Genomic DNA, 12,378 nt, shown 5'->3' with positions numbered 1-12,378 from the left:
ATGGCTGCTCGACGGCTGTTCCGCGCGGCGTCGTCGACCCTCGCCGACCCGGCCGGAAACGCGCCACCGCGAGACCCTGGCCGATGCGCCCTGACCTGCGCGGAGGAGATCGGATCACGGTGATTCCGCCACCGCTGCGGGCCGGGCGGCATTTGAAGTCAGCGCGCGCGAAAATCCGCGGACCTCGGTAGCGTCGACGCCATGACCCGACTCTCGATCCTCACCGTCGTCACCACGTTGTGTCTGGCGGCGTCGGCGGCCGCCCCGGCGACGGCGGCCCCGGCCGCGACCGTGCTCGGCGTACGTCTCGCACCGGGGACGGCGGGCCTGTCGCCGCAGCTGGCGGTCGAGTACACGCTGGCCCGCGATGCGGCCGGCCGGTCGGGCGTGCCGCTGAGCATCACCTCGGGCAAGCGGTCATGGGCGGAGCAGGACCGGATGTGGCGCGACGGCGTCCGCCAGTACGGAAGCCCGGGTGCGGCGAGCAGGTGGGTGCTTCCGCCGTCTCGGTCCACCCACGTCGCGGGGGACGCGATCGACGTCGGTCCGCGCGCCGGGGCGGCCTGGCTCGAACGCAACGGCTACCGGTTCGGGTTGTGTCGCACGTACGACAACGAGTGGTGGCACTTCGAGGCGACGACGCTGCCGGGCGTCCCGTGCGGGCCGCGACTGCCCGATGCGAGCCGTCGATAGCCGCGATCGGTGCGAGGTAGGCGATCGGGCCGGGGATGCGGCACGATGTAACGGTGTCCGAGAATGTGGTTTCCGAAGAAGTGACGCAGGATCAGGCCCTCGACGATCAGCACGACCCCGTGGAGGTCGGTGTCGAGATCGAGGCGGAAGGCAGTGAGGTCGACGACGTGGCGGCATCGTCCGAGGTCACCGGCGACGGCCGGGCCTACTTGACGTACGAGCAGTTCGGTCGGAGGTTCTTCGAGGTCGCCGTGACCGAGGACCGGATCGGAGCCGCATTCACCGCGATCGCAGGCGAGGAGTTCCAGGTCGGGCCGATCGCGGCGGGCCCCGGTGGAGTCGTCAAGGTCCAGGCGAACGTCAAGATCGCCGAACCGGAGATCACTCGCCAGGTGGCCGACACCATCACTTTCACGGTCAAACTGCCGCTGTTCATCGGCCTTGTCGTCGACCTCAAGGTCGACCGGATCAGGTACGACGTCGACGGACTCGTCACGCTGCCGCTGTCGGTGCGCTGCGCCGAACCCCTCCAGCTGCGCATCGAGGTGGAGACGCCGCGTCCGAGGGATGTGTTCGTCGACGTCGCGTCGCACAACATCCGCGGGTCGATCATCCGCTACCTCGCTCAGGTGGACGATGAGATCCGACGCGTGATCGCCCGCTTCGTCGCCGACGAGGTGGACAAGCCGGAAGTGAAGAAGGCCCGACTCATCGACGTCGACGTCGAACTGGGCCGCGCGTTCGAAGGGATGTAGACACATGGCCGAGCAGGGGACGTACGTCGAGGCGAATCAGCCGTACGAGCGTGACACCAGGTACATCGAGACGCGCATCACCCGTGACGGAGCGGACGGATACCCGGTCGAGGCGGGCCGGTACCGGCTCGTGGTGTCGTACGCGTGTCCGTGGGCCACTCGGACGATCATCGTCAGACGACTCCTCGGGCTGGAGGACGCCATCAGCATGGGCGTGTGCGGCCCCACGCACGACAAGCGGTCGTGGACGTTCGACCTCGACCCGGATCACCTCGACCCGGTGCTGCGGATCCCGCGCCTGCAGGACGCGTACTTCGCGCGCGTCCCGGGCTACGAGAAGGGGATCACCGTCCCCGCGATCGTCGACGTGCCGACGGGCGCCGTCGTCACGAACGACTTCCGGCAGATCACCGTCGATTTCTCGCTCGAGTGGACCGAGTTCCACCGCGACGGTGCGCCGCAGCTGTACCCGGAGGACCTGCGCGCCGAGATCGACGAGGTGAATGCGCTGGTCTACCGGGATGTCAACAACGGCGTGTACCGGTGTGGTTTCGCCGGTTCGCAGGAGTCGTACGATGCGGCCTACGACCAGCTGTTCGGTCGCCTCGACTGGTTGTCGGAGCGGCTGAAGAACCAGCGGTACCTGGTCGGGGACACGATCACCGAAGCCGACGTTCGGCTGTTCACCACGCTCGCCCGGTTCGACCCCGTCTACCACGGGCATTTCAAGTGCAACCGCGAGAAGCTGTCCGAGATGCCGGTCCTCTGGGCGTATGCTCGCGACCTGTTCCAGACGCCGGGTTTCGGCGACTCGACGAACTTCGATCACATCAAGTCGCATTACTACGAGGTCCACCGGGACATCAATCCGTCGGGCATCGTCCCGAAGGGCCCCGATCTCGCGAACTGGGCGGCGCCGCACGGCCGCGAGCGGCTCGGCGGCTCGCCCTTCGGCAGCGGCACCGCCCCCGCGCCGCTCTAGCCCGCGCTAGACCTTGGCGGTCTCGCGGACCTCGACGCCCTGCTGCTGGAGCCGCTTGACTGTCGGGATCGCGAGGGTGATCGCGACGCCGACGAAGGCCGCGACCGCTCCGATGAGGAAGCACCACTTGAACGCGTCGTGGGTGGGGATCTCCTTGCCGCCCAGCGCGAACGTCGAACTGGTCAGGATGACGGCCATGATCGCCGACGACAGGGTGGTGCCGACCGAGCGCATGAGGCCGTTGAGGCCGACGGCCGCGCCGATCTCGGTCATCGGGACCGCGCCCATGATCAGTGTCGGCATGGCGGCGTAGCCGATGCCGACGCCTGCGGAGCCGATGACCGACGCGATCGCCATCTGCCACGGAGCGTTCATCAGGAAGTAGGCGCACAGGTAGCCGACACCGAGGACGGAGGCTCCGACGGCGAGGGTGATCTTCGGGCCGAACGTGTTCATCATGCGTGCCGAGACCGGCGCGAACACCAGCATCATCAGGCCGCCGGGCGCCATCCAGAGGCCCGCGTGCAGCAGCGACTGTCCCATGCCGCCCGCAGCTTCGGGGAGCTCCATGAGCATCGGCATGACGATGGCCTGCGCCATCATGCCGAATCCGATCGCGATGGCGGCGAGGTTGGTGAGGAGGACGGCAGGCGTGGCGGTGGTGCGCAGGTCGACGAGCGGTTCGGACTGGCGGAGCTCGAACGCGCCCCAGACCAGGAGCACGACGACGCCGCCGATCGCGAAGCCGAGCGTCCGCGCGTCGGTCCAGCCCCAGTCGTTGCCCTTCGAGATCGCGACGAGCACGCTCGACAGGCCGATCGCGAGGCCGACGGCTCCGATGCCGTCGAAGCGTCCGCCCGCTGCGTCGTCGATGTGAGGGACCACGACCTGGACGAGGAGGGCGACGACGGCGGCCAGACCCGCGGCGACCCAGAACAGGGCGTGCCAGTCGAGGTCTTGGGCTATCCACGCCGACAGCGGCAGGCCGATGGCTCCGCCGACGCCGAGGGTCGCGCTCATCGCGGAGACGGACACCGCGGTCAGGCGGGGAGGGGTGACCTCACGCATGAGGCTGATGCCGACCGGGATGAAGCCCATCGCCAGGCCCTGGACGGCGCGTCCGACGATCATCGGGACGAGCGACGACGACAGCGCACAGATCACCGAACCGACCACGAGCAGGCACGCGCTGACGAGCAGTACCCGCTGCTTGCCGAACATGTCGCCGAGTCGTCCCGCGATCGGCATGGCGACCGCGGCCGCGAGCAGGGTGGCGGTGATGATCCACGACGCGTTGCCGATCGTGGTGTGCAGCAGCGTCGGCAGTTCCGGCTGGATCGGGATGATGAGCGTCTGCATGAGCGATGCCACGAGGCCGCCGAAGCAGAGCACCGCGACGACGAAGATCGCCGAACGATCGTTCCCGGTCGTCTCGTCGGGTTTGGAGTCGAGTGACATGTGCGTCCTTCTGAATGATGTCGACTGGTCGTCTGGACAGATTATGCACGGTACATATCCGTCGGGGACATTCAAAATCGGACATGTGACATACTCGGCTGCGTCACCCGTGCCGCCACGGGCGCGAACTCAGGAAGGGGCCCGCACGTGCTGTCGGACGATGACGACTCGATCTGGTCGTCGCCGGTGTATCGCGGGCTCGTCGAGGAGTTCCTGCGCATGCGGAAGAGGCGGAGCGACGAGTACGAGGGGGCGGTGCTCGACTCGTCAGCGTTCGCGATCCTCTGGCAGCTGTCCGACGGGCGGGATCGCACCCTCCGCGAGCTGACCGATGCGCTCGACCTCGAGCAGTCGACGGTCAACCGCCAGGTGAACGCCGCGATCAAGCGCGGCTATGTGGAGCGGTACGAGGTCCCCGGCCGAGTGAGCCGTCTGCACCGCCCGACCGACGAAGGCCGCCGCGCCTTCGAGCACGACGGCCTCCTTCGGGTCACGCGCCTGGACCGGGTGTTCTCGGACCTCGCGCCGGGCACTCCCGACGGCCTCCTCGCTCAGCTCAAGGCGTTCAACGACGCGTACGACAGGGTGCTCGACTCCGAACGCTGACACTCGCGCGCGATCGCGGCGGCCGACCGCGCGGCAGCCGCCTCGGCACGCGGTTCGGTGTCACCGATCCCGGCGGCCCACCGGGTCCGACCGCCCGTCGACCACTCGATCAGGCCGACACTCCGTGCGACGCCGTCGACGGTCACCGTGGTCGTATGGCTGCCGATCACGTCGACCTCGACGACCTGTGCGTCGTCCACGTCGCGGACGAACGCGTCGACGAACATCGTCCACAGGTCCGATGCGCCGACCTCTCCGCCCGCGTGATCCGTGCGCTCCTGGACCACCGACGCGAAGGCGATCTCGAGTCGGCGCGGCAGCCGCACGCCGAACTCCGATTCGAGCAGGTGGGCGATGCCGCCCTTGCCGGACTGCGAGTTCACTCGGATCACCGCGTCGTACGAGCGTCCGATGTCGGCCGGGTCGATCGGCAGGTAGGGGACCGTCCACGGCGCGTCGTCGTCGGCCTGTTCGCGCCGCGCCGCGAAGCCCTTCCGGATCGCGTCCTGGTGCGTTCCGCTGAACGCCGTGTGCACGAGGTCTCCGACGTACGGGTGTCGCGGATGGATCTCGATGCCGGTCGCGTGTTCGACGACCCGCCGAATCCGGTCGATGTCGGAGAAGTCGATCATCGGGTCGACGCCCTGTGCGTGCAGATTCAGGGCGAGCGTCGCGATGTCGACGTTGCCGGTCCGTTCGCCGTTGCCGAACACGCAGCCCTCGACCCGCTGCGCGCCGGCCAGGACGGCGAGTTCCGCGCACGCGACACCGGTTCCGCGGTCGTTGTGCGGGTGGACGGACAGGATCACCGACTCGCGCCGCGCGAGGTTCCGGTGCATGTACTCGATCTGATCGGCGTACACGTTCGGCGTGGCGACCTCGACGGTCGCCGGCAGGTTGAGGATGACAGGCCGGTCGGGTGTGGCGTCCCACAGCGTGGTCATCGCGTCGCAGATGTCGAGCACCACGTCGGGTTCGGTCAGGTTGAACACCTCGGGTGAGAACTCGAAGCGGACATTGTCCGCGCCGCCGCAGAGTTCGAGGACGTCGCGGCCGCCGCGGGCGATGAGGTCGCTCAGATCGGCGACGTCGCGGCGCAGCACGACGTCGCGCCAGGTCGGAGCGGTCGCCGTGTACATGTGGATCACCACGTCGGTGGCGATCTCTGCGACGGACGCGACGGTGCGTTCGATGAGGTCGCGTCGTGCCGGAGTGAACACGACGATCGTGACGTCGTCGGGGATCAGCCGCTGTTCGGCGAGCAGTCGGACGAAGTCGAAGTCGGCAGCGGACGCCGACGGGTACCCGACTTCGATCTCCTTGTACCCGATCTCGACCATCAACTCGAAGAACGCCAGCTTGCGTGCGGGGTTCATCGGTTCGGGCAGCGCCTGGTTGCCGTCCCGGAGGTCCACCGGCACCCACAGGGGAGCCTCGGTGATGCGGTTGGACGGCCAGCTGCGGTCGGTGAGCGGGACGTCGACGCGCGAGAACACGTCTCGGTAGCGGTGCGACGGCATGCCGGAGGGTTGTTGACGATTCATGATGAGCTCTTCCTGGGTGACTCCAACTCAGACCGGCGTGCCGCATCCCACGGAGAGTCGCCGGTCTGGTGGATCAGGACTCGCCGTGGCGGAGAAGGAGGAGTTCGAAGCGCATGGGTAGAATCTAACACAAAGTTGTCAGACAAGCAGAGGAGTGATGCGGTGCAGAAGGTCACGAGGACGCCGCTCGCCGACCAGGCGGCGCAGGTCCTGCTCACGCGGATCCGCGACGGGGAGTGGACGCTCGGGGCGCGTCTCCCCGGCGAGACGACCCTCGCCGCCCAACTGGGTGTCGGCAGGTCGACCGTCCGCGAGGCGATTCGGCAACTGGCTGGTCGGGGAGTGCTCTCCACCCGGCAGGGATCGGGGGTGTTCGTCCAGGCTCTCGACGTGCCCGCGGACCACGGCGAGACGATGCGGCGGGCGTCGATCGTCTCGGTCATCGAGGCGCGCATCGCGATCGAGACCGAGGCCGCGGCGCTGGCGGCGCAGCGGCGGACCCCGGCGGACCTGCGTGCGATTCGCCGGGCCCTCGCGGCCCGCGCCGACGCCGTCGGCGACGTCGACGGGCACGTCGACGCCGACCTGGCGTTCCACCGGGCGGTCGTCGTCGCCGCGGCCAACCCGATCTTGACCGAGCTCTACGACCTCTCGACGCCGCGCATGCGGGAGTCGATGACCGACCTCCTGCGCCTGCACGGAACGTTCGGGTCGGCCGCCGACCACGACGCGCACGCCGAACTGGTCGAGGCGATCGCGCATCGTCGATCGACCGACGCGGCGACGGTCAGCCGGAATCACCTCACAGCTTTGAAGGAGACACTGTCATGACCGACGTCCTCAACCTCTCCGCCGTCACGTTCCGACGCGACGGTCGCGAGATCCTGCACGGCATCGACCTCACCGTCCGCACGGGCGAGCACTGGGCGCTCCTCGGCCCCAACGGTGCGGGCAAGACGACGATCGTCGGCTTCTGCGCGGCGCAGACGCATCCGACCACCGGCACCGTCGACGTCCTCGGCAAACGCCTCGGCCGAGTCGACATGCAGGAGTTGCGGCGGCACATCGGGCACGTGAATCCCCGGCATCCGCTGCGGTCGCCGCTGAGCGTGGTCGAGGTCGTGCTCACCGGCGTCACCGGCACCATCGACATGCCGATGCGCTGGACGCCGACCGCCGACGAGATCGCTCGCGCGCACGCCCTGATCGACGAGGTCGGCTTGCACGACCGCGCCGAGAGCGTCTGGCCGACCATGTCGCAGGGCGAACGAGGCAGGGCGCTCGTCGCCCGCGCACTCGCGGGCTCCCCCGAACTGCTGCTGCTCGACGAGCCGACGACCGGACTCGACGTCGCCGCCCGCGAACAACTCCTGGAGACCATCGACTCGCTGGCGCACACGTCGCCCGAGGTGGCGTCGATCCTCGTCACGCACCATCTGGAGGAGCTGCCCGAGACGACAAGTCACGCCCTCGTCATCGCGCACGGATCGGAGGTCGCTTCCGGACCGGTCGGAGACGTGGTCACCAGCGAGATCATCACGCGCGCATTCGAGCACCCGATCGCCGTCGGACACGACGGCGGCCGATGGTCGGCGCGTGCGGTCAGGGCTGCAGAAGCACCTTGATCGCGGTCCGCTCGTCCATCGCCCGGTACGCGTCGGCCGCCTGCTCGAGGGGGAGCGTCAGGTCGAACACCTTGCCTGGGTCGATGGTGCGGCGAGCGATGCGGTCCATCAGGTCGGGGAGGAAGCGGCGGACCGGAGCCGGACCGCCGTGCAGGTGGATCGTCGAGTAGAACAGCTTGTCGCCGGGCAGTTCGACACCGTGCGACACGCCGACGAACCCGACGTGGCCGCCCGGCCGCGTCGACCGGACTGCCTGCATCATCGACTCCTGTGTGCCGACGGCCTCGATCACCGAGTGGGCGCCGAGCCCGCCGGTCATCTCCTTGATCGCGGCGACGCCCTCCTTGCCGCGTTCGGCGACGATGTCGGTGGCTCCGAACTCGCGCGCCAGCGACTGCCGGTCGGCGTGGCGGCTCATCGCGATGATCCGCTCGGCGCCCAACTCCTTGGCGGCGAGCACGCCGAGGAGTCCGACCGCGCCGTCGCCCACCACCGCGACCGTCGACCCCGGCTTCACGTCGGCCGCGACCGCCGCGAACCACCCGGTGCCGAGCACGTCCGACGCCGCGAGGTACGACGGGACGAGGTCGGCGTCCGGGCGGTCCGGCGTGGCGACGAGCGTGCCGTCGGCGAGCGGGATGCGCGCGTACTCGGCCTGTGTGCCGATGCCGCCCATACCGTGGACCTGGACGCATCGCGACTGGTAGCCGGCCCGACAGATCTCGCACGTGTTGTCCGACGCCATGAACGAACCGACGACGAAGTCGCCCGGCTTCACCGTCGTCACCGCGGACCCGACCTCTTCGACGTAGCCGACGTACTCGTGTCCCATCGGTGCGTCGTGCACGTCGTTGGCTCCGCGGTACGGCCACAGGTCCGACCCGCAGACGCACGTCGCGGCCAGGCGGATGATCGCGTCGGTCGGCTCTTCGATCCGTGGATCGGGTCGATCGACGACGGACACCTGGCCGGGGGCATTCATGATCACTGCGCGCATCACTCCACCCTAGCCTCGGGCTTTCATCGCTGAATGCGTCTGACGTGCTGATTTCATGAATAAATATGCTCTGACCTGCAATGATTGTTATTGCGAACGATAATCGCGAGCAGGGGGGAGGAGCACCTTCTGGTGAAGAACTCTATCGTGTTCTATCCGCAGATTCCTGGCCGCAGACGGTGCCGCCGGACATGATCGGACGCTCCTATGGATGTCAAGCAATCGTGGGGTGCTCGAGTAGGCGGTAGAGGTCGCGGGCGATGTAGCGCTTGAGGCAGCGTTTGATCTCGCGTGGTGTCTTTCCTTGGGCGGTGCGGCGGGCGGTGTAGTCGCGGGTGCTCTGGTCGTAGCGTTGTCGGGACAGGACGACGGTGTGCAGGGCGCGGTTGAGCTGTCTGTCGCCGTGCCTGTTGAGCCGGTAGCGGGTGGTGACCTGCCCACTGTTGGCGGGGATCGGCGCGACGCCGGCGAGCATCGCGAACGCGGCTTCGGATCGGACTCGGCCGGGGTGCGACCACGCGCAGAGCACGGTGGCGGCGACGATCGGACCGACGCCGAGTTGCGTGAGGAGATCCGGCCGCCAGGATTTGACGATGCTCAGGATCTGCTTTTCGTGCTCGTCGGCTTCCTTCCGCAGACCCTGCACTCGACGAGCCAATGTCTTGAGCACTGTTGCGGTGGTGGTGGTTTCGGTGTCCCAGCTGGATCGGGTGCGGAGCTTGGCGGCGATCGTCACCATCTCCGGTAGTGGGTGTCCGCGCAGGGCGTCGCGGAGTGGTTCGGGGGCGGCGATGACCAGGCTGAACAGTTGCCGCATTGCCACGGTGTAGCCGTCGACTGCCGAGCGGCGGGCCGCGAGCAGCACCGACAACGCCTGCCGGTCACCGGCCGCACGAGGGGTTCCCAACTCGGGTCGGGACAGGGCCTCGCGGGCGGCGCGGATCGCGTCCAACGGGTCGGACTTCGCCCCGTGCCGTCGGTGCGCTCGTTCGGGGCGGTCGAGTTCGATCACCAGTTCCTCACGAGCGACCAGCGTCCGGGTTAGTCCGGCGCCGTGGCCGCCGGTGCCTTCGATCGCCCAGGCCCGCAGCTGCCAGCGCCCGTCGGCGAAGTCGAGCAGTTGTTGGTAGCCGTCGACGGTGGTGGCGACGGTGAGCTGATCGAGCACCGCTCCGGTGCGTGCGTGCACCGCGGCGGCGGTGTGGGTGTCGACGTGTGTGTCGACTCCGATGACGACGTCCACGATTTCCGTCAGACTGGTCATTGCGTTCCTCCATATCCGGTGGGACCAACAGGTGGTTCCGGTCCGGGAGGAGTCACGGCGGGACTGTGATGGGACACGATCGCGGTGCTGCTACACGGCGGTCGGTCAAGCTCCTGATCAGGCCAGTCGCTCCGACCGGGCCGGTGCCGACAATCCCCGAATGGACAAGTCCCGTCGAAGGCACGGAGCCAGTCAGAGCAAGGGTCACATCCGAGGATCGTCAGCTACAGCCCACCACCGCGACACCGATCCTGCAGGCATTTCGTTGTGGTGGTAGATCCATCCTCACAGTCAGCACAGACGGCACCGGGGAGGCCTTCGCGGCGATCCTGCGGCCCGGCAACGCCGGCGCCAACACCGCCGCCGACCGCATCACCCTCACCACGCTGATCCTCGACCAGATCCCCGACATCGGGTCACGGCCGGGCAAGTCGATCTTGATCCGCACCGACTCCGCCGGCGGCATCCACGCCTTCGTCGACTTCCTCACCCGCCGACGCCTCTCCTACTCAGTCGGCTTCGGGTGAACGAAGCGATCGGTCACCTCGTCGATCGGGCGTCCCGAACCCCGCCACTCCCTGGGACTTACCCGTCGATCTTCGACTTCAACTCACCCGTGATCACCAGACAGACACTATCCGGCGGGTCGGACACGTCCGCGTCTCGACTGCGCGCGACGAACAGACAGGTGGCGACTACCCAAAGCGGCTGGTGACAGTTCCGCACGGGTCTCCCCGGCTTCCCGGGTGCAGTCGAGAGGCAGGCGCGCGCAGCGTGCCTGCAGAGACTTACCCCCCGGAACGATTCATCCGTTCGGACTACACATCGAACATACGTTTTTGTCAGAGGTGATCCATATCATGAACGTAGTTCCTCGGTAGCGCGAGGAGCTGCACGTCCTTTGACAATTCGATAGCGCCCAGTCTGGGCGAACCGAACCACCGGACCCCACAGGGGGTACCAGGCAGGCGGTGGACTGCAGCGCAGCCGGGGCGGCACCCGGCACCAGGCAATTCCGGCACTTGGTGTGACCGTACCGTCGCCCACCGACACCGCGGAGCCGCGGGTCGATGGGTCGTGCTCTACTGCTCTATCCGCAGCTCATGGAGGGGGAAACCATGTTTGCAACCACTGTCCGCGAGTTCACTGACCACGTGGTCGATGAACTCGCACCAGCCACCGCCGCCGAGGCCGAGTCCGGAGACTCACCTCGCCTGGCGTGCCTTCTCGATCGGGCCTCACGGGTAGGGGTCGACGACGCCGAGATCCTGTCGGCGATAGTCGAGGTCGCTCGGGCCCAGAACGTCCTGGCCGGCGCTCAGGCGTTGTTGGTCAGGGCCGCCGATCGGGTCGGGATCCCGGTCCGCAAACGATTGTCGATGCCGTCGTTGTTGGTGGAGATCGGCGTCGCCCCGGCCGTCGCGCACCGTACTGTTCGCAATGGCCGCCACGCCGAGAGGCTCGACTCGGTGGCCCGAGGGATGCGGGACGGCTACCTGTCGCCGGAGATGGCCGACGAGGTCGGGCGGGGTGTCGCAGCTGTCGACAAGCGTGTCCCGCTCGACAACGCGGAGAAGCAGACTCTGGCGCGCAAGCTGCTGCTCAACTCCACGCCGGGTGAGGTGAAGGCGGCCGCGAAGGCCGAGGGGATTCGTCTTGCGGCTCAATCGGACGATCCGGATGCTATTGCGGCGTCGGAGAACTCGGAGTTGAACGAGATGACCCTGACCTCCGACGACGAGGGCCGCACAGTCTCCTCGATCAGCCTCGATGCGCTGACCGGGGAAGAACTCTCCGCGGCGCTCGACCCGCTGATGCGGCCGGTGCCGCAACCCGACGGGTCACGGGACCCGCGGTCCACCGCCCAGCGGCGAGCCGACGCGCTCGGACAGATCGTCCGGACCTACCTCGCGGGATCGGAACGCCCGACGAGCGGCGGCATCCTGCCGCACGTATCGCTCATAGTGCCCACCACCGGAACTCCAGGTGACGGGGTCGCTCGGCTCGGGTTCACCGGTCCTGTTGGGTCGGCGACGGTCGGGCTCGCGTTGTGCTCGTCAGCGGTCTCTGCGGTCGTGGTGGACGGTGAGGGTGTCCCGCTGGATGTGGGTCGGGAGCACAGGTTGATGACTCCGGGGATACGGAAGGCCCTGGCTGCCAGGGACTGCGGGTGTGCCTTCCCGGGGTGCGGCCGGCCGGTCTCGTGGACCGACGCGCACCACATCGTCCCCTGGGCAGAGGGCGGCGACACGTCGGTCAGGAACGGGGTGCTGTTGTGCCGGATGCATCACACGTTGCTGCACAACAGCGGGTGGCAGGTGGTCCTCGGGGACGACGGTCACCCGTGGTTCATCGAACCGGGAAGTTCGCAGCCGATCCGGTCGCACGCCCGTAGGACGTTGACCTCTCACGCCGACGCGGCGGCGTGAGAGGGGGCACCGTCCGGGAATACTC

12 protein-coding genes and 1 pseudogene are annotated in these 12,378 nt (G+C 68.1%); 9 read left to right on the top strand and 4 right to left on the bottom strand.

Features of this window, described 5'->3' with window-relative positions:
- From GYB83_RS23915 to GYB83_RS17705, 4 genes are all read left to right on the top strand, one after another.
- Positions 1-123: a hypothetical protein gene (locus GYB83_RS23915; protein ID WP_267130334.1), complete on the top strand. Its 123-nt coding sequence runs from the start codon at positions 1-3 to the stop codon at positions 121-123.
- Between the two features lie 78 nt (positions 124-201).
- A complete protein-coding gene (locus tag GYB83_RS17715; RefSeq protein ID WP_161896669.1) occupies positions 202-693 on the top strand; it encodes a M15 family metallopeptidase in 492 nt (163 codons plus the stop codon).
- A gap of 167 nt (positions 694-860) precedes the next feature.
- The gene (locus GYB83_RS17710; RefSeq protein WP_161897569.1) at positions 861-1,448 is read left to right on the top strand and encodes a hypothetical protein; all 588 of its coding nucleotides are present in this window, start codon (positions 861-863) and stop codon (positions 1,446-1,448) included.
- Positions 1,449-1,452: 4 nt separating this feature from the next.
- Positions 1,453-2,430, top strand: a complete 978-nt coding sequence (locus GYB83_RS17705; protein ID WP_161896668.1) for a glutathione S-transferase family protein — start codon at positions 1,453-1,455, stop codon at positions 2,428-2,430.
- A 6-nt stretch (positions 2,431-2,436) separates the two neighbouring features.
- Here GYB83_RS17705 and GYB83_RS17700 read toward each other — a convergent pair whose 3' ends face one another.
- Positions 2,437-3,888 (bottom strand): MFS transporter, encoded by a 1,452-nt coding sequence (locus tag GYB83_RS17700; protein ID WP_161896667.1) that lies wholly within the window; start codon positions 3,886-3,888, stop codon positions 2,437-2,439.
- 147 nt (positions 3,889-4,035) lie between these two features.
- Here GYB83_RS17700 and GYB83_RS17695 point away from each other — a divergent pair, with 147 nt between their 5' ends.
- Positions 4,036-4,494, top strand: a complete 459-nt coding sequence (locus GYB83_RS17695; RefSeq protein ID WP_161896666.1) for a MarR family winged helix-turn-helix transcriptional regulator — start codon at positions 4,036-4,038, stop codon at positions 4,492-4,494.
- On the opposite strand, the gene GYB83_RS17690 is transcribed toward GYB83_RS17695, so the two are convergent.
- The gene (locus GYB83_RS17690; protein WP_228461588.1) at positions 4,440-6,038 is read right to left on the bottom strand and encodes a 2-isopropylmalate synthase; all 1,599 of its coding nucleotides are present in this window, start codon (positions 6,036-6,038) and stop codon (positions 4,440-4,442) included. The two genes, GYB83_RS17695 and GYB83_RS17690, sit on opposite strands and share 55 nt — an antisense overlap.
- Positions 6,039-6,200: 162 nt before the next feature.
- Between GYB83_RS17690 and GYB83_RS17685 the strand changes: the two genes are divergently transcribed.
- Together GYB83_RS17685 and GYB83_RS17680 are read left to right on the top strand one after the other, a co-directional pair.
- Positions 6,201-6,869, top strand: a complete 669-nt coding sequence (locus GYB83_RS17685; RefSeq protein ID WP_161896665.1) for a FadR/GntR family transcriptional regulator — start codon at positions 6,201-6,203, stop codon at positions 6,867-6,869.
- Complete coding sequence (locus tag GYB83_RS17680; RefSeq protein ID WP_161896664.1) at positions 6,866-7,663, top strand: ABC transporter ATP-binding protein; 798 nt, start codon at positions 6,866-6,868, stop codon at positions 7,661-7,663. The genes GYB83_RS17685 and GYB83_RS17680 overlap by 4 nt, the downstream gene beginning before the upstream one ends.
- Here the strand turns inward: GYB83_RS17680 and GYB83_RS17675 are convergent.
- Positions 7,641-8,660 carry a zinc-dependent alcohol dehydrogenase family protein gene (locus tag GYB83_RS17675; RefSeq protein ID WP_161896663.1) on the bottom strand — a complete coding sequence of 340 codons (1,020 nt, stop codon included), beginning with the start codon at positions 8,658-8,660 and terminating at the stop codon, positions 7,641-7,643. The genes GYB83_RS17680 and GYB83_RS17675 overlap by 23 nt on opposite strands.
- Positions 8,661-8,874: 214 nt before the next feature.
- Positions 8,875-9,924 carry an IS110 family RNA-guided transposase gene (locus tag GYB83_RS17670; protein WP_161896662.1) on the bottom strand — a complete coding sequence of 350 codons (1,050 nt, stop codon included), beginning with the start codon at positions 9,922-9,924 and terminating at the stop codon, positions 8,875-8,877.
- A gap of 302 nt (positions 9,925-10,226) precedes the next feature.
- Between GYB83_RS17670 and GYB83_RS17665 the strand changes: the two are divergent.
- Together GYB83_RS17665 and GYB83_RS17660 are read left to right on the top strand one after the other, a co-directional pair.
- Positions 10,227-10,445 (top strand): annotated as a pseudogene (locus GYB83_RS17665) (transposase); the annotation flags it as partial.
- 597 nt (positions 10,446-11,042) lie between these two features.
- Positions 11,043-12,353, top strand: a complete 1,311-nt coding sequence (locus GYB83_RS17660; RefSeq protein ID WP_161896661.1) for an HNH endonuclease signature motif containing protein — start codon at positions 11,043-11,045, stop codon at positions 12,351-12,353.
- Positions 12,354-12,378: the final 25 nt, after the last annotated feature.

The organism is Gordonia spumicola, assembly GCF_009932475.1.
Classification (GTDB): Bacteria; Actinomycetota; Actinomycetes; order Mycobacteriales; family Mycobacteriaceae; genus Gordonia; species Gordonia spumicola.
The sequence above is the reverse complement of the archived record's forward strand: the minus strand, read 5'-3'. Positions and strand labels throughout refer to the sequence as shown.

Coding starts and splice junctions, on each gene's coding strand:
- GYB83_RS23915 (WP_267130334.1), top strand. CDS start 1: ATGGCTGCTCGACGGCTGTTCCGCGCGGCGTCGTCGACCCTCGCCGAC.
- GYB83_RS17715 (WP_161896669.1), top strand. CDS start 202: ATGACCCGACTCTCGATCCTCACCGTCGTCACCACGTTGTGTCTGGCG.
- GYB83_RS17705 (WP_161896668.1), top strand. CDS start 1,453: ATGGCCGAGCAGGGGACGTACGTCGAGGCGAATCAGCCGTACGAGCGT.
- GYB83_RS17700 (WP_161896667.1), bottom strand. CDS start 3,888: ATGTCACTCGACTCCAAACCCGACGAGACGACCGGGAACGATCGTTCG.
- GYB83_RS17690 (WP_228461588.1), bottom strand. CDS start 6,038: ATGAATCGTCAACAACCCTCCGGCATGCCGTCGCACCGCTACCGAGAC.
- GYB83_RS17680 (WP_161896664.1), top strand. CDS start 6,866: ATGACCGACGTCCTCAACCTCTCCGCCGTCACGTTCCGACGCGACGGT.
- GYB83_RS17675 (WP_161896663.1), bottom strand. CDS start 8,660: ATGCGCGCAGTGATCATGAATGCCCCCGGCCAGGTGTCCGTCGTCGAT.
- GYB83_RS17670 (WP_161896662.1), bottom strand. CDS start 9,924: ATGACCAGTCTGACGGAAATCGTGGACGTCGTCATCGGAGTCGACACA.
- GYB83_RS17660 (WP_161896661.1), top strand. CDS start 11,043: ATGTTTGCAACCACTGTCCGCGAGTTCACTGACCACGTGGTCGATGAA.